This window comes from Streptomyces sp. KM273126 (assembly GCF_004337435.2).
Taxonomy (GTDB): Bacteria; Actinomycetota; Actinomycetes; order Streptomycetales; family Streptomycetaceae; genus Streptomyces; species Streptomyces acidicola.
In genome coordinates this window covers 1,915,985-1,934,206 of the sequence record NZ_SJXB02000002.1, presented here as the reverse complement: position 1 = coordinate 1,934,206, position 18,222 = coordinate 1,915,985, and the positions used below count along the sequence as shown (strand labels likewise).

The window sequence follows — 18,222 nt, the reverse complement described above, 5'->3', positions numbered from 1 at the left end:
AACCGCTCGTGCAGCCGGCGCAGCGGACGCGGCGCCCACCAGTTCGCGCGACCCGCGAGACGCATCGTCACCGGCAGCAGGACGACCCGGATGAGAGCCGCCTCGTCGCCGCGCTCCCCCTGCGAGAACGGCCCGTCGAGCTGCTGATGCTCGCGCTGTACCGGACCGGCCGCGGCGTGGACGCGCTGATGGCGTACGAGGAGCTGCGGCAGCGGCTGATGGAGGCGCTGGGCGCCGACCCGGGGCCGGCGCTGTGCTCACTCCACGCGCGGATCCTCCGTCAGGACCCGGCCTTGATGGCACCGCCGCCCGTGCCGGTCGGCTGAGGGAACACCAGCCCGACGTGGTGGGCGAGTCGGGCCGCGGCGTGCCGGAAGAAGGCCTCCCGTTCCTCGACGACGCGGTGGAACTGCCCGAACACCTCGAAGTTGACCAGCCCGAACAGCTGCGCCCAGGCCGAGACGAGCACCGCGACCACGGCGGGCGGCAGATCGGGAGCGAGCTCGGCGGCCATCCGCTCCGCCTCCGGCACGACCTCGGCGGGCAGCTTCCACTGGGCCACGCCCTTACCGTGGTGCGCGTCCCGCACGATCCCGGCGAGCAGTTGTCCGACCCGTGAGGCCGCGGGCACGGTGGTGGCGGGCGCGGAGTAGCCGGGCACGGGCGATCCGTAGATCAGCGCGTACTCGTGTGGATGCGCCAGGGCCCAGTCGCGCACCGCCGCGCACACGGCGATCCAGCGCTCGGCCGGCGCCGCCCCGGTGACCTGGGCGTCCGCGGTCTCGGCGGCCTGGCCGAGGGAGTCGTAGGCGTCGATGATGAGCGCGGTGAGCAGGTCGTCGCGGCTGGGGAAGTAGCGGTAGAGGGCGGAGGAGGCCATACCGAGCTCGCGGGCGACGGCGCGCAGCGAGAGCTTGGACGCCCCCTGCGCGGCGAGCTGTCTGCGCGCCTCTTCCTTGATGGCGGCGGTGACTTCGATCCGGGCGCGGGCACGGGCTCCTTGTGTGGCGGCGTGGGCTCCTTGTGTGGTGCTCATGCGGGGCAGTGTGCCATGTATTCAGAGCGGTGCACACAATCGCGAGCAGTGCTCCGCAAAGAGATCGCCCGCCCTCCGTTCAGAGCACCGCACAAAATCGAGAGCAGTGATCTTGCTTTGGATCGCCGATCTCGTGCACACTGCCTCTTGCGAGAGCAGTGCTCTCACTCAAGAGCAACGCTCACGCAGCCCCGCCACCCTCAGGAGGTTCGCCATGTCCACGTATGTCAAGAAGCCCGACTGGTTCACCGTCAACGTCCTCAACCGCGTCATCGCCTGGCTGACCGGCCGCGGCGTCAGTGTCTGGGGCTCCCGAGTGCTCGCCGTCCGCGGCCGCAAGAGCGGGCAGTGGCGCACCACCCCCGTCAACCTGCTGACCGTGGACGGCGTGCAGTACCTCGTCGCGCCGCGCGGCCACGTCCAGTGGACGCACAACATGCGGGCCGCCGGCGGGGGCGAACTGCGGCTCGGGAAGAACGTGGACGTGTTCACCGCGACCGAGGTCGGCGACGACGACAAGGTTCCGCTGCTGCGGGCCTACCTGAAGAGGTGGAAGGCCGAGGTGGGCGCGTTCTTCAACGGCGTCGGCCCCGACTCGCCCGACGCGGAGCTGCGCCGGATCGCCCCCGACCACCCCGTCTTCCGGATCACCGTCAAGCCGTGACCGACGCCGAAGCCACCCGTTCGTTCAGCGGTCGAGCGCGGTCAGGGCGCGCTGGGCCACCGGATGGCTGCGGACGATCTCGCCCAGTGAGGTCGACCCGCTCGTGATGTCCTTGAAGGCCTTCCAGGCGGGACGGAAGCCGGTGAGGGCCGCGTGGAAGAGACCGGGGCGGCGCTGGAAGGCCGTCAGCAGCCGCTTGCCGACGCTCATCTCGACGCCGAGCCCCGCCTTGATCGCGAACGCGTAGTTCAGGGCCTGGCGCCGGGTGTCCACGGCGTCGTGCGCCTCCGCGATCCGCACCGCCCACTCCCCCGCGAGCCGCCCCGACCGCAGCGCGAACGAGATGCCCTCGCGGGTCCACGGCTCCAGCAGCCCCGCCGCGTCCCCGCACACCAGCACCCGCCCGCGCGACAGCGGCGAGTCGTCGGCACGACAGCGCGTCAGGTGTCCCGAGGAGATGCTCGGTTCGAAACCGGCGAGCCCGAGCCGCCCGATGAAGTCCTCCAGGTACCGCTTCGTGGCGGCACCTTCACCCCGCGCGGAGATGACCCCCACCGTCAGCGTGTCGCCCTTGGGGAAGACCCACCCGTAACTGCCGGGCATCGGGCCCCAGTCGATGAGAACCCGCCCCTTCCAGTCCTCGGCGACGGTCTCCGGCACCGGAATCTCCGCCTCCAGACCGAGATCGACCTGGTCGAGCTTCACCCCGACATGCGCTCCTATGCGGCTGGCGCTGCCGTCCGCGCCCACCACGGCCCGCGCGAGCAGCGTCTCGCCACCCTGCAGGACGACGGCGACCGTGCGCCGGTCCGGCACGGCCGACCCGTGTTGCTCGACCCGGGAGACGGTGACGCCCGTACGCAGCTCCGCGCCCGCCTTCTGCGCGTGCTCGACGAGTTGCTGGTCGAACTCGGACCGGTTGATCAGCCCGAACAGCATCTGCTTGGACCGGCGCGTACGCGAGAAGCGGCCGTCCAGCGTGAACGTGACCGCGTGCACCCGGTCCCTGAACGGCAGCTCGAAGCCGGGCGGCAGAGCATCGCGCGAGGGTCCGATGATGCCGCCGCCGCACGTCTTGTAGCGGGGCAGCTCCGCCTTCTCCAGCAACAGGACGCGCCGTCCCGCGACCGCCGCCGCGTAGGCGGCCGAGGCCCCCGCGGGTCCCGCGCCCACCACGACGACGTCCCACACCCGCTGCACGTCGTCCGCCGAAGAGTTCTCGCTGCTCACGATGGCCTACTGCTCCCGATCCAACCGCCTGCCGCTTCTGACCCCCGCATCCTACGGCGGGCATCCCCGCAGGCCACTGTGGGAGTATCGGCAGGCGCGTGCGCCCTACACAGGTCCGCGCATACGCAGCTGCGTACCCAGAAGCACAACGTCGCACCCACCAGGAGCGTGCCCATGTCGTCGAATCCGGTTGCCGAGACCGTCGCCTCGCTGATGCCGCGCGCACGGCAGGAACTGACCGAGCTGGTGGCCTTCAAGTCGGTGGCGGACTTCGCACAGTTCCCGAAGAGCGAGAGCGAGGGGGCCGCGACCTGGGTGGCGGACGCGCTGCGCGCCGAGGGCTTCAGGGACGTCGCGCTGCTCGACACCCCCGACGGCACGCAGTCGGTGTACGGGTATCTGCCGGGGCCCGAGGGCGCGAAGACGGTCCTCCTGTACGCCCATTACGACGTGCAGCCGCCGCTGGACGAGACCGCCTGGATCAGCCCGCCGTTCGAGCTGACGGAGCGGGACGGCCGCTGGTACGGGCGCGGCGCGGCCGACTGCAAGGGCGGCGTGATCATGCACCTGCTCGCGCTCCGGGCCCTGAAGGCGAACGGCGGTGTCCCCGTCCACGTCAAGGTGATAGCCGAGGGTTCGGAGGAGCAGGGCACGGGCGGGCTGGAGCGGTACGCCGAGCAGCACCCGGAGCTGCTCGCCGCGGACACGATCGTCATCGGCGACGCCGGCAACTTCCGGGTCGGCCTGCCCACGGTCACCTCGACACTGCGCGGCATGACCATGGTGCGCGTCCGGATCGACACCCTGGAAGGCAACCTGCACTCGGGGCAGTTCGGCGGCGCGGCCCCCGACGCGCTCGCCGCGCTGATCCGCGTCCTGGACTCGCTGCGCGCCGAGGACGGCTCGACGACGGTCGACGGGCTCACGGCCGACGCGCAGTGGGACGGCCTGCGGTACGAGGACGAGCAGTTCCGCCAGGACGCCAAGGTGCTCGACGGCGTGGAGCTGATCGGCTCGGGAACGGTCGCCGACCGTATCTGGGCGCGCCCGGCCGTCACCGTGCTCGGCATCGACTGCCCGCCGGTGGTGGGCGCGACCCCGTCCGTGCAGGCGAGCGCCCGCGCACTGATCAGCCTGCGGGTCCCGCCGGGCGTGGACGCGGCCGGGGCGACCAAGCTGCTCCAGGCCCACCTGGAGGCGCACACCCCGTGGGGCGCGCGGGTGGACTGCGAGCAGATCGGCCAGGGGCAGGCGTTCCGCGCGGACACCTCCAGCCCGGCGTACGAGGCGATGGCCGCCGCGATGGCCGTCGCCTACCCGGGCCAGGAGATGCAGTACGCGGGCCAGGGCGGCTCGATCCCGCTGTGCAACACTCTCGCCGCCCTCTACCCCGACGCCGAGATCCTCCTGATCGGCCTGAGCGAGCCGGAGGCGCAGATCCACGCGGTCAACGAGAGTGTGTCCCCCGAGGAGTTGGAGCGCCTCTCGGTGGCGGAGGCGCTGTTCCTGCGCAACTACGCGGCGCACTAGGCGCGTTGACGGGAGGGCAGGCGGACCGCGGTCACACGGGTACGCCCGCCTCCAGGTAGAACGCGGCGCCGCGTTCCCGCGCCCGCAGCGCCCACCGCAGCCGCTCGTAGCGCACGGGCGGAAGCAGGTCGGCGGCCTCCTCCTCGGTGACGAAGCGCCAGCCGCGCAGTTCGGGCCCAGGAAGGACGGGCCGCTGGTCCTTCTCGGTGAGGCGCCCGCCGTCGTACAGCAGACGCAGTCCTCCGTATCCCGGGGGCGCGGGCGGCTCCCAGTCCACGACCAGCAGCCTGGGTACGTCGTCGAGCCGTATGCCGGTCTCTTCCGCGACCTCCCGCATGCCCGCCCGCGCGGGCGCCTCGCCGGTTTCGACGACGCCCCCGGGGAACTCCCAGCCCGCCTTGTACGTGGGATCGACGAGCAGGACCCGATCCTGCTCGTCGAACAGGAGGACGCCCGCGGCGAGGGTCTCGGCGGTGGGCTCGGGGGTCTGCACGATGTCGCACGCGGGTACGTCTCCGGTGCGGACGGCCTCGGCGATGTGCCGGGCCGTCTCGTACGGGGTCTGGGCACTGGTGTCGACGAGGTGGGCGTCGGCGGTGAGCCAGGAGCCGAGGGCCGCGTGGTACGGCTCGATGTGGTCGTATGCCCACTGCCGGACCCGCATCTCGCCGTCGGGGAGGTCCGGGGGGATCTCCCGGCCGGCTATTCGCTCGCGCAGGATCGTTTCGGCCGGGGCGAGCAGGACGTGCAGCACCGGAATCCGGCGCGAGGCGAGGCCGCCGAATATCTCGTCGCGGTAGTCCTGGCGCAGCAGGGTCATGGGGACCACGAGGGTTCCGCCGAGCTCGGCGAGCAGCGCGGCCGCGGTGTCCACCACGAGCCGTCGCCAGCTCGACAGATCCTGGAAGTCGCCGACCTCGGCGAGGCGCTTGGCCGGCAGCAGGTGTGTGAGTGCGCCGCCGATGACCTCGGGGTCGAAGAGCGTGCTGTTCGGGATCAGCTCGATCAGTTCCCGTGCGGTGGTTGTCTTCCCCGCACCGAACGCACCGTTGATCCAGACGATCACGGTTCCCCCTCTTCTGTTGGCCCCCTGAGGCTTGCCCGCTTCAGCCCGCCACGGAAACCAGCCGGTTTTGAAGCGCCGCACACACGACGCCCAGCGGGACCGCTACCCGCCTGCACCGGCGCGAATGCGGCCCCTGGGGGTCCCTCCTGTCTCACGGGCATCGCTGGATCAGGACAACCAGCCGGGGTCTCGGTGGGAAACAGCGGCGGTGGACGGAAAATCCGCTGTCAGGATCAGTTCCGGGGGGCCGGAGCATTCGGCCGACGGCGGCGAAACGGCTACCGGGCCGAGCCGGGGGGGTGCCAGACCCCCGCGCCGTGCCTACTCCAGCCCAACCAGGGCGGTGGTGGCATCGGACGGCGTTCGGTCACAGGTCCGTGGGACCACAGGTCCGTGGGATCACAGGTCCGTGGCGTCACAGGTCCGTGGGATCACAGGTCCGTGGCGTCACAGGTCCGTGGGGTCACAGGTCCGTGGCGTCACAGGTCCGTGGGGTCACAGGTCCGTGGGGATACCGCTCGCCTCGGCGATGCCGCGCAGTTCCTCGTCCTCCCGGTAGCGGGCGCGGATGCAGTCCGCGATGTCCTTGCGCCGTTCCGGGTCGGCCGCCGTGTCGGGATCGGTGACGACCCGGACGGGCTCGCCGCCCTCGATCTCGATCTGGATGAGTTCGTTGTCGACGCGCCCCGTGACAGCGGTGGCGATGACCAGGGCGGCCTCGTCACGGACCGCCTGTGAGATGTCGGCGGCGGGTTCGTCGTCCAGGTCCGGGCCGTCCGGCCCGGCGTCCTCCGAGTCGAGCGCCCTCAGCACCGGCTCGACCATGCCCAGCAGGAGCTCGTACTCCTCGGAGGTCATGCTCATGCGCAGGAGGCCGAGGTGGATGTCCAGGGCCTCACCGTGGGGTGGGAGATTCGGCTCGTTCATGGTCTCCGGGTTCCCCGATATCCGGATCGCTCCCAGCAATCTTCGAGACGGGCGTGGAGCTGCCGTTTCCTCATCCGGGTCCGTGCTGTCGCAGTGCGCCGTCACAGCGCGTGGCCCTCGTCCGGGGCCCGGGCACCGGACGAGGGCCGACGTCCACGAAGCCCTCCTCGGACCGGCCTGCTCCGTGATCGTTCATCGACAGCTCATGCCGTCGGGTCAGCGGTTACGGCTGGTGCTGCCTCCGCCTCCGTGGCCACCCTGCTCCCCCTGTCCCAGCGTGTTCCCACCGACGGTCGGGGCCTCGCCTGCGATAGTCCGGTCGAGGGTGCTGTGGGTGTCGTCCACGTCCAGGTTGCCGAGAGAGCCGGCGTCGAGACCGTGGGACGGCGTGATGGCCGCGACGACGAAACCGGTGGCCAGGGAGGCAATGGCAAGCATGCTGCGCTTCTTCATGCCCCGTTCAACTGCGAAACCGGCCGGTAGTCACGCATCCATCGCGAGGGTGTCACCTGCCCGGCGTGCCGCGAACACGCCCGCGCACCGGCGGGCAATGCGTTCATCAGGTGCCCACCACTGGCCAGACCTCACCGTGACATCCGATGACCTGTCCGCCCCTTGTCAGCCCAGCCGCTCCCTCCCCGCTCCTTCCACCCGGCTTTCACACGCCCTACCGTAAGCCCGCACAGATGACGCGAACATGAAGACCTCCCATCTTTCGCGAGGACGAAGGAGCGTAACAATGCGTCACCTTCCCACCCGCACAACTCGTCGAAGACTGGTCGGAGCGTTCACCGCGGGGCTGCTGGGCCTCGCCGGACTCTCCGTACCGGCCGCGGCCACCCCCGCCGTACAACCGACCGCCCCCACCCTGGACGACGGCCTCGCCCTCACCCCGCCGATGGGGTTCAACAACTGGAACTCCACGCACTGCCGGGCGGAGTTCAACGAGGCCATGGTCAAGGGCATCGCGGACCTGTTCGTCGAGAAGGGGCTCAAGGACGCCGGGTACGAGTACGTCAACCTGGACGACTGCTGGGCACTGCCGCAGCGGGACGCGGACGGCAAGCTGGTGCCCGACCCCGTACGCTTCCCGAACGGGATCAAGGCGGTCGCGGACTACGTGCACTCCAAGGGCCTCAAGTTCGGCATCTACACCAGCGCGGGCACGAAGACGTGCAGCAACGTCGGGTTCCCGGGCGCGCTGGGCCACGAGTACAGCGACGCACAACAGTTCGCGGACTGGGGCGTCGACTACCTCAAGTACGACAACTGCAACAACCAGGGCGTGGACGCCAAGCTGCGCTACACGACCATGCGCGACGCGCTGCGAGCCACGGGGCGCCCCATCGTCTACAGCATCTGCGAGTGGGGCCAGAACGAGCCCTGGGAGTGGGCCGCGGAAGTCGGACAGCTGTGGCGCACGACGGGCGACATCAGCGACAACTGGGGGGCGATGCTGTCGATCCTGAAGAAGAACCTGCCGCTCGCGCCGTATGCCGGACCCGGGCACTGGAACGACCCGGACATGCTGGAGGTCGGCAACGGCGGGATGACGGACACCGAGTACCGCACACACTTCTCGATGTGGTCGATCATGGCGGCACCGCTGCTGATCGGCTCCGATCTGCGGTCGGCCTCCGACGAGACCTTCGACATCCTGGGCAACCGGGAGGTCATCGCGGTGGACCAGGACCCGCTGGGCAAGCAGGGCACCGTCGTGTCGTCCGAGGGCGGTCGCTGGGTCGTCGCCAAGGAGATGAAGGACGGCAGCCGGGCCGTGGCCCTCTTCAACGAGACGGGCAGCGCACAGCGGATCTCGACGACGGCCGGAGCCGTCGGCCTTCCCGAGGCCGACGCGTACACCCTGCGTGATCTGTGGCAGCACAAGAGCTACAACACCGCGGGCACCATCTCGGCGACCGTCCCCGCGCACGGCACCGTCCTGTTCCGTGTCCGGGCCGACGACAGGTGGGCCGCGCATCCTCCGGCCGTCGAACTCGGCCTGCAAGGCGGCGCGTTGATCGAGGCAGGCAAGCCGACCGGGCTCACGACCACGGTCACCGGCCTCGGCCGCTCTCCGGCGAAGGGCGTCCTGGTCGCGCTGTCCGGGCCGACGGGGTGGGCGGTGCGGGCGACCTCGCCCACCACCGCGGGCGCACTGCCGACGGGACGCTCCCTGCGTACGTCGTGGAAGGTGACCGCGCCGGAGGGCACGACCACGGGGTCGTACGACCTGACCCTCAAAGCGACGTACCGGTCACCGACCGGGGTACGGGCCGAGAACGTGGTGCCCGTGCGGTTCTCCGTGGTCGTGGCGCCGCCCTCGGGCACGTCGTACCTGAGCGATCTGCCGTGGCTGTCGACGACCAACGGCTGGGGACCCGTCGAGCGCGACACCAGCAACGGCGAGAGCGCGGCGGGCGACGGCAACCCGCTCACCGTCAACGGAACCGTGTACGCGAAGGGTCTCGGTGTCCACGCGCCGAGCGCCGTCGAGTACTACACGGGGAGTGCCTGTGACACGGTCACGGCCCAGGTGGGTGTCGATGACGAGGAGGGTGCCGACGGGTCCGTGGCGTTCGAGATCCAGGCGGACGGTACGACGGTCGCGTCCACGGGGACCATGACCAACGCCCAGGCCGCGCAGCGGATTTCAGCCGATGTGAGCGGCGCCCGGATGGTCTCGCTCGTCGTCACGGACGGCGGCGACGGCATCACCTCGGACCACGGGGACTGGGGGGATGCGCAGCTGAGTTGCTGACGGAGGGTCCATCGCCCCCGCCGCCCCTACCCGTTCCCTTCCCTTCCCTGAGGGCTGCGCACCCAGACCCCCGCTTGTCGGCCTGAACGGCCTCGTCCTCAAACGCCGGACGGGCTGGTGGTGCCTGGCCTCGGCTGAAAATCCCCAACTGGAAGATCCCGGCCTCAGCTGGAAGGTCACAGCCCCGGCCGGGGCCCGAGCCCAGCCCAGCTGGCAGAACCCGGCGCCGCCCGCACATTCCAGGCCCTCCGGCGTTTGAGGAGCGAGGGTCCGAGGGCCGACCCCCCGAACGGGGTCCGGGGCGGAGCCCCGAAGAAGGGGTCCAGGAGGCACAGCCCTCTCGGCGGGGTCGAAGGGGCGGAGCCTCTGGGATGGGGGAAGGGGCGGCGGGGGCGTTCGTCGGCTCGTACGGTCTGGCCCACGAGCACCGGACCGCCACCCGCCCAACGGCCCCCACCCCTCACGCCGACGTGACGCTCGGCCTCCGGGCCAGCGCCGCGGCGGCCGAGCCGACCAGGCCCGCGTCCGTACCCATCTGCGCGGGCGTCACCATCAGCCGCTGGACGAACGACAGCGTGGCGTAGTCCTTGAGTGCCGCGCGCAGCGGGGCGAACAGGACGTCCCCCGCCTTCCCCACTCCCCCGCCGATCACCGCGATGTCGATCTCGACGAGCGTCGCGGTGGCCGCGATACCTGCCGCCAGGGCCTGGGCGGCCCGTTCGAAGGAGGCCAGGGCCACCGCGTCGCCGGCCCGCGCTGCCGCGGCCACCGCGGCGGCCGAGGCGTCGCCGTCAGGACCCGGCTGCCACCCGTTCTCCAGGGCGCGACGGGCGATGTTGGGCCCGCTCGCGATGCGCTCCACACAGCCACGCGAGCCACACGGGCAGGGGTCACCGTCGATATCGACGCTGATGTGGCCGATGTGACCCGCGTTGCCGGTGGGTCCCGGGTGGAGTTGCCCGTTCAGGACGAGTCCGCCGCCGACCCCCGTCGACACGACCATGCACAGCGCGTTGTCGTGGCCGCGGGCCGCGCCCTGCCAGTGTTCGGCGGCCGTGATGGCCACGCCGTCACCGATCAGCTCGACGGGCAGGTCGCCCGTGGCCGCGCGTACTCGCTCGACCAGCGGGTATCCGCGCCAGCCGGGCACGTTCACGGGACTCACCGTGCCCGCGGAGGCGTCCACGGGACCCGCACTGCCGATACCGAGTGCCCGCGCCCTGCTCCACAGCGGAGAGGCCGTCAACTCGCCGAGCACCTCTTCGACGGCCCCCATCACGGTGTCGCCGTCCTCCTGCGCGGGCGTCGCACGCTGGGCGCGCACCAGGATCCCGCCCTGGCCGTCCACCAGCGCTCCGGCGATCTTGGTGCCGCCGATGTCGAGCGCGGCCACGAGGTCGGTGTGCATCAGTGTCAGTTCTCCCGCTGCTGTGTCGTGCCCGTCGGACCGGGACGTACCGGGTTCCCCGGCCGGGGGCGGCAGCGCGACGCGCCCCGGGAAGGGGCGCGGGCCGGAGAGCGCGGTGGACAGTGTCCCTCGGATCTGACAACGTTGTCCAGGCTCTATGCTCGACGCCACATCCTCATACAACCCCATGGACCGACTGCAGCCACACGGACCGACGCAGCACCATGGACAACAGGACAGGACACCGCATCGTGGCCGAGACCGCCGCACCCCGAGGAGAGCGCCGCGCAGACCGCAACTCCGCAACTCGCTACGGCAACCGTCCGACCATGAAGGACGTGGCCGCACGTGCCGGAGTGGGGCTGAAGACGGTCTCGCGCGTCGTCAACGGTGAGCCGGGGGTCACCGCGGACACCGAGCGCCGGGTGCAGGAGGCGATCGAGGCCCTGGGGTTCCGGCGCAACGACAGCGCGCGGGTGCTGCGCAAGGGCCGTACCGCCAGTATCGGCCTGGTTCTGGAGGACCTCGCGGACCCCTTCTACGGCCCGCTGAGCCGCGCGGTCGAGGAGGTGGCGCGCGCCCACGGCGCCCTGCTGATCAACGGCTCCAGCGCGGAGGACCCGGACCGCGAACAGGAGCTGGTGCTCGCGCTGTGCGCCCGCCGCGTGGACGGGCTCGTGGTCATTCCCGCCGGCGACGACCACCGCTATCTGGAACCGGAGCTCAGGGCAGGTGTCGCCACGGTGTTCGTGGACCGTCCAGCGGGGCGGATCGACGCCGACGTGGTGCTCTCGGACAACTTCGGCGGTGCCCGTGACGGCGTCGCCCACCTCATAGCGCACGGCCACCGCCGGATCGGCTTCATCGGCGACATGCCCCGCATCCACACGGCCGCCGAACGTCTGCGCGGCTACCGCACGGCCATGGCGGACGCCGGTATACCGGTGACGGACTCCTGGACGTCCCTGGGTGTCACGGATCCGCAGCGGGTGCGCCGGGCGGCCGAGGACATGCTGTCCGGCCCCGAGCCGGTCACGGCGATCTTCGCGGGCAACAACCGGGTGACGGTCACCGTCGTGCGGGTCCTCGCCGAGCGCTCCCGTCCGGTCGCCCTCGTCGGCTTCGACGACTTCGAGCTGGCCGACCTGCTCCAACCGGGCGTCACGGTGGTCGCCCAGGACGCGGCCCAGCTGGGGCGCACCGCCGCCGAGCGCCTCTTCAGCCAGCTGGACGGCACCCTCGTCACCCCGGAACGCACCAAACTGCCGACCCGGCTGATCACCCGCGGCTCGGGCGAGCTGCCCCCGGCGAAATGAGCCGCGCATGCAGGGACGCACACTGGAGGAGCTCGGCCTGGCCGTGGCTCCGCGCGACGAACCACTGAGCTATCCGGGCAGGTGGCCGGAGGAGTCCGGGCTCCTCGCGGGCGACCGGATGCTGCCGCTGGACGGGCACGACACCTACGAGGGCCGTGTCCCGGTGCTCGCAGTCGGCTCGAACGCCTGCCCGGGGCAACTCCGTCACAAGATGGCCGAGTCCGGCGTCACCTCGCCCATCCCCATGGTCAAGGCGCGCGTCACCGGCCTGGATGTCGGGGTGTCGGGGCATGTGAGCCTCATGGGGTACGTGTCGGCGTCGCCGTTCAAGGCCCGAGGAACCGTACGGGAGTTGTTCCTGACCTGGCTCGACGCCAAGCAGCTCGCGGTCGTCGACGCGAGCGAGGGGGTCGCCTCGCCCACGGGGGCGTACGGCCGCGCCTGGCTGCCGTCGAGCGACGTACGGGTGGAGCCCGAGCTCGACTGCGGGCGGCCTCTCCCGGGCGCGTACGTGTACGTCAACCGCCGTGGCGTCCTGCACGACGGGAACCGTGCTCCGCGCCGGCATCGGGACCAGCACTCCCTGCTCACCGAACTCCTCGTCTCGACACCGCGGTTGAGGGAGCTGTTCGGCGACACTCCCGAGGAGTTCTGCGCCCGTGCCCGCTTCGACCGGCGGCTGTGCGCCCGGGGCACACGGCTGTTCGCCGAGGAGAAGCTGGTGGTCGCCTCCGGGCTGGAGCCGTACGTGAGGTGAGTCGGTGCGTGCGGTGTGCGGTGCGGGCCAGAGGCAGGGGCAGGGTCAACAGACCGGGAGGCCCGGCACCGGCTCGTTGTTGTCGCCGCCCTTGATGTAGACGTCGCTGACGAAGACGCTCGCGTTGCCGCTGTCGTCGTACGTCTTGGCCCACCACACGTTGGTCCACTCGCCGTAGGTCTCGCGGCGGCCCAGGTTCTGCTGGCAGTAGAAGTAGTTGGTGCCCTGGTTGAGGACGCCCGCCGCGGTGCCGGAGGCGGTGTACGACTCGGCGGTGGTCCACACCTGGCAGTTGTACTTGCCACCGCCGATCGCGTCGCAGACGGGTGCGGGACTCGGTTCCTGCCCGCCGCCGGTCGTGCCGCCGCCGTTCGAACCGCCCACGTCACCCGAGCCGCCGCCCGTGGTGCCGCTGTCGGCGGGCTTGGAGGCGGACGCCTCCGGCGCCGCCTCGGTCTGCCGGCTCGGCTTCGCGTCGGGGGTCGGGGGCTTCTTGCTGCCTTGCTCGGTGTGCTTGTCGAGGTCCTGGGAGGGGTCTGGGAACAACCCTGGCTCGCCGTGTTCGGTGGGAGTCGCGCTGCTGCTCCGGTCCGTCGACGACCTGGCGCCGGTCTCGGAGCCGTCCGAGCCGTTCAGGAGGGCCACGGTGACACCGGTCGCGGCGAGCACGACCGTGACGGCCGCGGCGGCGAGGAGGGCACGGCCCTTGCGGCGCCCGGGCGCGGGGGCGACGGGCGTGGAGGCGGTGGCCGCCCAAGAGGGGTCACCTGGCCCCGGCCGCGCCGATCGAGGCCGCCTCGCGCGGGTCGAGCGGGCCGCGCTCGCGCAGGACGTCCTCAGCGTGGCACAGGATGTGAGCCAATCCCCTTCATGCCCTGGTGCTGAACGGCAGGACCGGTCAGCCCGCGTGGCATGTCCCTCCGGACGCTGGTCGGCCAAGACGCAGCCCCGACCGAGGAGGGTGCCCGACGTCGCCTGGGCGCCGGGCGGGCGCGTGACAGACTGCCACAGGATCGCTACGAACTGCTAATCCGATTCGCTGAGCCTACGGGCAACGGTGACCGCGTGGGCCGCGACGACGACTGTGACAGGCCCGCCAGGCGCCGGGGACGCTCAGGACGTGCCGGAGACCGTCAGGTCCGCACGCCGGGTGTCGCGAAGTGCTCCAGGTCGGCCCGGGTCAGACCGTCGGTCGCCCTGGCCACCTCGTCGCCGTCCAGCGCGCCGCAGTCCAGACCGCGCAGCAGGTAGCCGCTGAGCGCCTTGGCCGTCGCCGGCTCGTCCATCACGTCTCCGCCGGCGCGGTTGGCATACCGGGCCAGGCGCTCGGCGGCCTGCTCGAAGCCCTCGCGGTAGAAGGCGAACACGGCGGCGTACCGGGTGGGGAGGTGGCCGGGGTGCATGTCCCAGCCCTGGTAGTAGGCGCGGGCGAGCGCCCGGCGGGTGAGGCCGTAGTGCAGCCGCCAGGCGGCGTGGACCTTCTCGCTCGGGCCGACGGGCAGCACGTTGGTGGAGCCGTCGCAGACACGGACGCCCGTGCCCGCCGCCGCGACCTGCATGATCGCCTTGGCGTGGTCGGCGGCCGGGTGGTCGCTGGCCTGGTATGCGGCCGAGACGCCGAGGCCGGCGCTGTAGTCGAAGGTGCCGTAGTGCAGTCCGGTGGCGCGGCCCTCTGCGGCCTGGATCATGCGGGCCACGGTCGCGGTGCCGTCGGTGGCGAGGATGGACTGGCTGGTCTCGATCTGGATCTCGAAGCCGATCCGGCCGGGCGCGACAGCGCATGCCTTCTCGAAGGCCTCCAGCAGCCGCACCATGGCGGTGACCTGCTCGGCGTACGTCACCTTCGGCAGGGTGAGGACGAGACCGTCGGGCAGTTCACCGGCCTCCAGCAGGCCGGTGAGGAAGATGTCGAGCGTGCGGATGCCGCGGTCGCGGACGGGCGCCTCCATGCACTTCATGCGGATGCCCATGTACGGGGCCGCCGTGCAGTTCGCGTACGCCTGCGCGATCAGGCGGGCCGCGCGGGCCGCCGTCTCGTCCTCCTCGGCGTCGGGGCGCGAGCCGTAGCCGTCCTCGAAGTCGACGCGCAGGTCCTCGATGGGTTCGCGCTCCAGCTTGGCGCGGACGCGGTCGTGGACCGGCTCGGCCAGATCGTCGGCGAGGCCGAGTACGGTCGCGAAGGCGGCGGCGTCCGGGGCGTGTTCGTCGAGGGCGGCGAGGGCCCGGTCGCCCCAGGAGCGAATCGTGTCCGCGGCGAACAGGTCTCCGGGAACGTAGACGGTGTGGACGGGCTGGCGGGTGCCGGGGTCGCCGGGGTAGTGGCGCGCCAGCTCGGCGTCGACCGGGGCGAGGGAGGCGCCGATCTCCTCGCTGACGGCACTCGCGAGACTCGTCGCCACGTGTTCGTGTCGGCCCTGCCCCATGCCACAGCCTCCTGTATTCCACTTCACGGAATCAGCAATCCGTATGGCGAAGCTATCCGGCGTGCTTCCAGCCGGTCAACACCTTTCCGGCACCCTCCGGTGTGCGATCCGCCATGATCACAGCAGTCGCGCCCGCTTCTTTCGTATTGCTGTACACACCCTTCATCCTGACTCCCAAGGGGAGGAGATCGCGTGCCGAACGACGCACGAGTGACGCGCCGCCAGGGTCTGCGGACCGCGGCGGCCGCCGCCATCGCCGTGCCACTGCTCACCACGGCGGGATCCACACTGCCCGCCGCGGCCGGCGAACATGCGGGAGCGCTGAACGTCATGACGTTCAACGTGCGCTTCGCGACCGTCGTCGACAGCACACCACGCTGGTCCGTGCGCCGCCCGGTGATGCGGGAGCTGCTGCGCCGCGAGCGCCCCCATGTCATCGGCACCCAGGAGGGGCTCTACCAGCAACTGCGCATGATCGAGAAGGACCTCGGCGGACACTACGACTGGATAGGCACCGGACGCGGGGGCGGTAGCAAGGACGAGTTCATGGCGATCTTCTACGACACCAGACGCCTGGAGCCGATCGAGTTCGACCACTTCTGGCTGTCGGGCACTCCGTACGTGATCGCCTCGAACACCTGGGGGGCGGACTGGCTGCGCATGGTGACATGGGTCCGTTTCAGCGATCTGAGTGACGGGGGCCGGGAGTTCTACGTCCTCAACACCCATCTGGACAGCGTGAGCCAGTACGCGCGCGAGCGCTCCGCTCAGCTGATAGGCGAGACGATCGCCGGGTTCGACCGCGGCTTACCGGTGATCGTGACCGGCGACTTCAACGTCGCGGCCCACCGCAACCGCGTGTACGACCTGATGCTGGACGCCGGGCTCGTGGACACGTGGGACGCCGCGGGGGCGCGGAGCCCGGGGTACGGGACGTACCACGGCTATCGGAAGCTGAAGCCCGGCGGCAGGCGCATCGACTGGATCCTCAGTACCCCCGGAGTGACCACGCACTGGGCGGCCATGAACACCTTCACCCTGAACGGCCAGTACCCGAGCGACCATCTGCCCGTGCAGGCCTCGCTCACCCTGGGCTGAGCGGCGGCACGGAACGCGCAGAGGCTCCCGTGGCCGTCCGGATGTCCGGACGGTCACGGGAGCCTCGTACACCAGAAGGCAGAACCGGAGTCGCTCAGCCCTTGCGGGCCTTGACCTCCTCGGTGAGCTGCGGGACGACGTCGAAGAGGTCGCCGACGACGCCGTAGTCGACCAGGTCGAAGATCGGGGCCTCGGCGTCCTTGTTGATCGCCACGATCGTCTTCGAGGTCTGCATACCGGCGCGGTGCTGGATCGCGCCGGAGATGCCGGAGGCGATGTACAGCTGCGGGGACACGCTCTTGCCGGTCTGGCCGACCTGGCTGGAGTGCGGGTACCAGCCGGCGTCCACCGCGGCGCGCGAGGCGCCCACGGCCGCGCCGAGGGAGTCGGCCAGGGCCTCGACGATCGCGAAGTTCTCCGCACCGCCCACGCCGCGGCCGCCGGAGACCACGATCGCGGCCTCGGTCAGCTCCGGACGCCCGGTCGACTCACGCGGCGTACGGCCGGTGATCTTCGTGCCGGTGGCCTTCTCCGAGAAGGACACGGCGAGGGCCTCGACGGCACCCGCGGCCGGGGCGGCCTCCACGGCCGCGCTGTTGGGCTTGACGGTGATGACCGGGGTGCCCTTGGCGATACGGGACTTGGTGGTGAACGACGCGGCGAACACGGACTGCGTGGCCACCGGACCCTCGTCGGACGCCTCCAGGTCGACGGCGTCGGTGATGATGCCCGAGCCGATGCGCAGCGCCAGGCGGGCGGCGATCTCCTTGCCCTCGGCGGAGGACGGCACCAGGACGGCGGCCGGGGAGACGGCCTCGCAGGCGGCCTGGAGGGCGTCCACCTTCGGGACGACGAGGTAGTCGGCGTACTCGGCGGCGTCGTGGGTGAGGACCCGGGCCGCGCCGTGCTCGGCGAGCGTGGCGGCGGTGTCGGCGGCACCCGCGCCGAGGGCGACGGCGACCGGCTCGCCGATGCGGCGGGCCAGGGTCAGCAGCTCCAGGGTGGGCTTGCGGACGGCGCCGTCCACGTGGTCGACGTAGACGAGGACTTCAGCCATGGGACTTCTTCTCTCCTGCTTGCGAAGTGTGCGGGGCGGTAAGCGACTGCCGGGCTGTCAGATGAACTTCTGGCCCGCGAGGCTGCATCAAATGAATTTGCGCTCCGCGAGAAAGGCAGCGAGCTGCTTGCCGCCCTCGCCCTCGTCCTTGACGATCGTGCCGGCGGTGCGCGCCGGGCGCTCGGTCGCGGAGTCGACGACCGTGTAGGCGCCCTCCAGACCGACCTCCCCGGCCTCGATGTCCAGGTCGTCCAGGTCCCAGGAGGTGACCGGCTTCTTCTTGGCCGCCATGATGCCCTTGAAGGACGGGTAACGCGCCTCGCCCGACTGGTCGGTGACCGACACGACCGCGGGAAGCGAGGCCTCCAGCTGCTCGCTGGCGGTGTCGCCGTCACGGCGGCCCTTCACAACGCCGTCCTCGACGGAGACCTCCGACAGCAGGGTCACCTGCGGCACGCCCAGGCGCTCGGCGACCAGGGCCGGTACGACACCCATGGTGCCGTCGGTGGACGCCATACCGGAGATCACCAGGTCGTAGCCGGCCTTCTCGATCGCCTTGGCCAGGACCAGGGAGGTGCCGATGGCGTCGGTGCCGTGCAGGTCGTCGTCCTCGACGTGGATGGCCTTGTCGGCGCCCATGGACAGCGCCTTGCGGAGCGCGTCCTTGGCGTCCTCGGGGCCGATGGTGAGCACGGTGATCTCCGCGTCATCGGCCTCGTCGGCGATCTGCAGCGCCTGCTCGACCGCGTACTCGTCGAGCTCCGAGAGCAGACCGTCCACGTCGTCACGGTCGACGGTCAAGTCATCGGCGAAGTGCCGGTCGCCAGTGGCGTCGGGCACGTACTTCACAGTGACAACGATCCTCAAGCTCACGCCGGCTCTCCTACTGCATCGTCATTTCCGGGCTGCCTTCTTGCAGGCAGCATAGGCGCCTGAAGCGGCAGGTCCC

At 71.1% G+C, this 18,222-nt stretch carries 16 protein-coding genes and 1 pseudogene; 7 read left to right on the top strand and 10 right to left on the bottom strand.

All coding sequences use genetic code 11. The features are described from left to right. Positions 1–8 precede the first annotated feature (8 nt). Positions 9–326, top strand: coding sequence for a BTAD domain-containing putative transcriptional regulator (locus E0500_RS45225; RefSeq protein WP_131565999.1), 318 nt, complete (start codon positions 9–11; stop codon positions 324–326). Here E0500_RS45225 and E0500_RS39200 read toward each other — a convergent pair. Continuing rightward, positions 281–1,036: a TetR/AcrR family transcriptional regulator gene (locus E0500_RS39200; RefSeq protein ID WP_131566001.1), complete on the bottom strand. Its 756-nt coding sequence runs from the start codon at positions 1,034–1,036 to the stop codon at positions 281–283. The genes E0500_RS45225 and E0500_RS39200 overlap by 46 nt on opposite strands. Positions 1,037–1,250: 214 nt before the next feature. Between E0500_RS39200 and E0500_RS39195 the strand changes: the two genes are divergently transcribed. After that, positions 1,251–1,700: a nitroreductase family deazaflavin-dependent oxidoreductase gene (locus E0500_RS39195; RefSeq protein WP_131566004.1), complete on the top strand. Its 450-nt coding sequence runs from the start codon at positions 1,251–1,253 to the stop codon at positions 1,698–1,700. 24 nt (positions 1,701–1,724) lie between these two features. Here E0500_RS39195 and E0500_RS39190 read toward each other — a convergent pair whose 3' ends face one another. Continuing rightward, a complete protein-coding gene (locus E0500_RS39190) occupies positions 1,725–2,930 on the bottom strand; it encodes a geranylgeranyl reductase family protein (protein ID WP_131566007.1) in 1,206 nt (401 codons plus the stop codon). A 174-nt stretch (positions 2,931–3,104) separates the two neighbouring features. Between E0500_RS39190 and E0500_RS39185 the strand changes: the two genes are divergently transcribed. Then, entirely contained in the window at positions 3,105–4,460 is a 1,356-nt protein-coding gene (locus tag E0500_RS39185) for a dipeptidase (RefSeq protein ID WP_131566010.1), read from the top strand. Between the two features lie 31 nt (positions 4,461–4,491). On the opposite strand, the gene E0500_RS39180 is transcribed toward E0500_RS39185, so the two are convergent. The 3 genes from E0500_RS39180 to E0500_RS39170 form a co-directional block, all read right to left on the bottom strand. After that, entirely contained in the window at positions 4,492–5,526 is a 1,035-nt protein-coding gene (locus E0500_RS39180) for an NUDIX hydrolase (protein ID WP_131566012.1), read from the bottom strand. A gap of 495 nt (positions 5,527–6,021) precedes the next feature. Further along, positions 6,022–6,453 (bottom strand): hypothetical protein, encoded by a 432-nt coding sequence (locus E0500_RS39175; RefSeq protein WP_131566015.1) that lies wholly within the window; start codon positions 6,451–6,453, stop codon positions 6,022–6,024. Positions 6,454–6,669: 216 nt separating this feature from the next. Beyond that, complete coding sequence (locus tag E0500_RS39170) at positions 6,670–6,891, bottom strand: hypothetical protein (RefSeq protein WP_399120789.1); 222 nt, start codon at positions 6,889–6,891, stop codon at positions 6,670–6,672. 301 nt (positions 6,892–7,192) lie between these two features. On the opposite strand from E0500_RS39170, the gene E0500_RS39165 reads away from it, so the two are divergent. After that, the gene (locus E0500_RS39165) at positions 7,193–9,214 is read left to right on the top strand and encodes an NPCBM/NEW2 domain-containing protein (protein WP_181587370.1); all 2,022 of its coding nucleotides are present in this window, start codon (positions 7,193–7,195) and stop codon (positions 9,212–9,214) included. Positions 9,215–9,674: 460 nt separating this feature from the next. Here E0500_RS39165 and E0500_RS39160 read toward each other — a convergent pair whose 3' ends face one another. Next, positions 9,675–10,622, bottom strand: a complete 948-nt coding sequence (locus E0500_RS39160) for an ROK family protein (protein WP_131563954.1) — start codon at positions 10,620–10,622, stop codon at positions 9,675–9,677. 224 nt (positions 10,623–10,846) lie between these two features. Here E0500_RS39160 and E0500_RS39155 point away from each other — a divergent pair, with 224 nt between their 5' ends. Further along, positions 10,847–11,938 carry a LacI family DNA-binding transcriptional regulator gene (locus tag E0500_RS39155; RefSeq protein WP_131563953.1) on the top strand — a complete coding sequence of 364 codons (1,092 nt, stop codon included), beginning with the start codon at positions 10,847–10,849 and terminating at the stop codon, positions 11,936–11,938. A 7-nt stretch (positions 11,939–11,945) separates the two neighbouring features. After that, positions 11,946–12,695: a hypothetical protein gene (locus E0500_RS39150; protein WP_131563952.1), complete on the top strand. Its 750-nt coding sequence runs from the start codon at positions 11,946–11,948 to the stop codon at positions 12,693–12,695. A 45-nt stretch (positions 12,696–12,740) separates the two neighbouring features. Here E0500_RS39150 and E0500_RS39145 read toward each other — a convergent pair whose 3' ends face one another. Continuing rightward, positions 12,741–13,364: a hypothetical protein gene (locus tag E0500_RS39145; protein WP_131563951.1), complete on the bottom strand. Its 624-nt coding sequence runs from the start codon at positions 13,362–13,364 to the stop codon at positions 12,741–12,743. A 444-nt stretch (positions 13,365–13,808) separates the two neighbouring features. After that, positions 13,809–15,118 (bottom strand): annotated as a pseudogene (locus E0500_RS39140) (DUF6986 family protein). Positions 15,119–15,310: 192 nt separating this feature from the next. Between E0500_RS39140 and E0500_RS39135 the strand changes: the two are divergent. Continuing rightward, entirely contained in the window at positions 15,311–16,216 is a 906-nt protein-coding gene (locus E0500_RS39135) for an endonuclease/exonuclease/phosphatase family protein (protein ID WP_131563949.1), read from the top strand. A 94-nt stretch (positions 16,217–16,310) separates the two neighbouring features. Here E0500_RS39135 and E0500_RS39130 read toward each other — a convergent pair whose 3' ends face one another. Both E0500_RS39130 and E0500_RS39125 read right to left on the bottom strand, forming a co-directional pair. Beyond that, a complete protein-coding gene (locus E0500_RS39130; protein WP_131563948.1) occupies positions 16,311–17,273 on the bottom strand; it encodes an electron transfer flavoprotein subunit alpha/FixB family protein in 963 nt (320 codons plus the stop codon). Between the two features lie 87 nt (positions 17,274–17,360). Beyond that, positions 17,361–18,146, bottom strand: coding sequence for an electron transfer flavoprotein subunit beta/FixA family protein (locus E0500_RS39125; protein ID WP_131563947.1), 786 nt, complete (start codon positions 18,144–18,146; stop codon positions 17,361–17,363). Positions 18,147–18,222 lie beyond the last annotated feature (76 nt).

Excerpts from the sequence above, each read along its gene's own strand:
- E0500_RS39155 (WP_131563953.1), top strand. The coding sequence starts at position 10,847 with ATGGACAACAGGACAGGACACCGCATCGTGGCCGAGACCGCCGCACCC.
- E0500_RS39175 (WP_131566015.1), bottom strand. The coding sequence starts at position 6,453 with ATGAACGAGCCGAATCTCCCACCCCACGGTGAGGCCCTGGACATCCAC.
- E0500_RS39165 (WP_181587370.1), top strand. The coding sequence starts at position 7,193 with ATGCGTCACCTTCCCACCCGCACAACTCGTCGAAGACTGGTCGGAGCG.
- E0500_RS39150 (WP_131563952.1), top strand. The coding sequence starts at position 11,946 with ATGCAGGGACGCACACTGGAGGAGCTCGGCCTGGCCGTGGCTCCGCGC.
- E0500_RS39170 (WP_399120789.1), bottom strand. The coding sequence starts at position 6,891 with ATGCTTGCCATTGCCTCCCTGGCCACCGGTTTCGTCGTCGCGGCCATC.
- E0500_RS39185 (WP_131566010.1), top strand. The coding sequence starts at position 3,105 with ATGTCGTCGAATCCGGTTGCCGAGACCGTCGCCTCGCTGATGCCGCGC.
- E0500_RS39195 (WP_131566004.1), top strand. The coding sequence starts at position 1,251 with ATGTCCACGTATGTCAAGAAGCCCGACTGGTTCACCGTCAACGTCCTC.
- E0500_RS39200 (WP_131566001.1), bottom strand. The coding sequence starts at position 1,036 with ATGAGCACCACACAAGGAGCCCACGCCGCCACACAAGGAGCCCGTGCC.
- E0500_RS39160 (WP_131563954.1), bottom strand. The coding sequence starts at position 10,622 with ATGCACACCGACCTCGTGGCCGCGCTCGACATCGGCGGCACCAAGATC.
- E0500_RS39130 (WP_131563948.1), bottom strand. The coding sequence starts at position 17,273 with ATGGCTGAAGTCCTCGTCTACGTCGACCACGTGGACGGCGCCGTCCGC.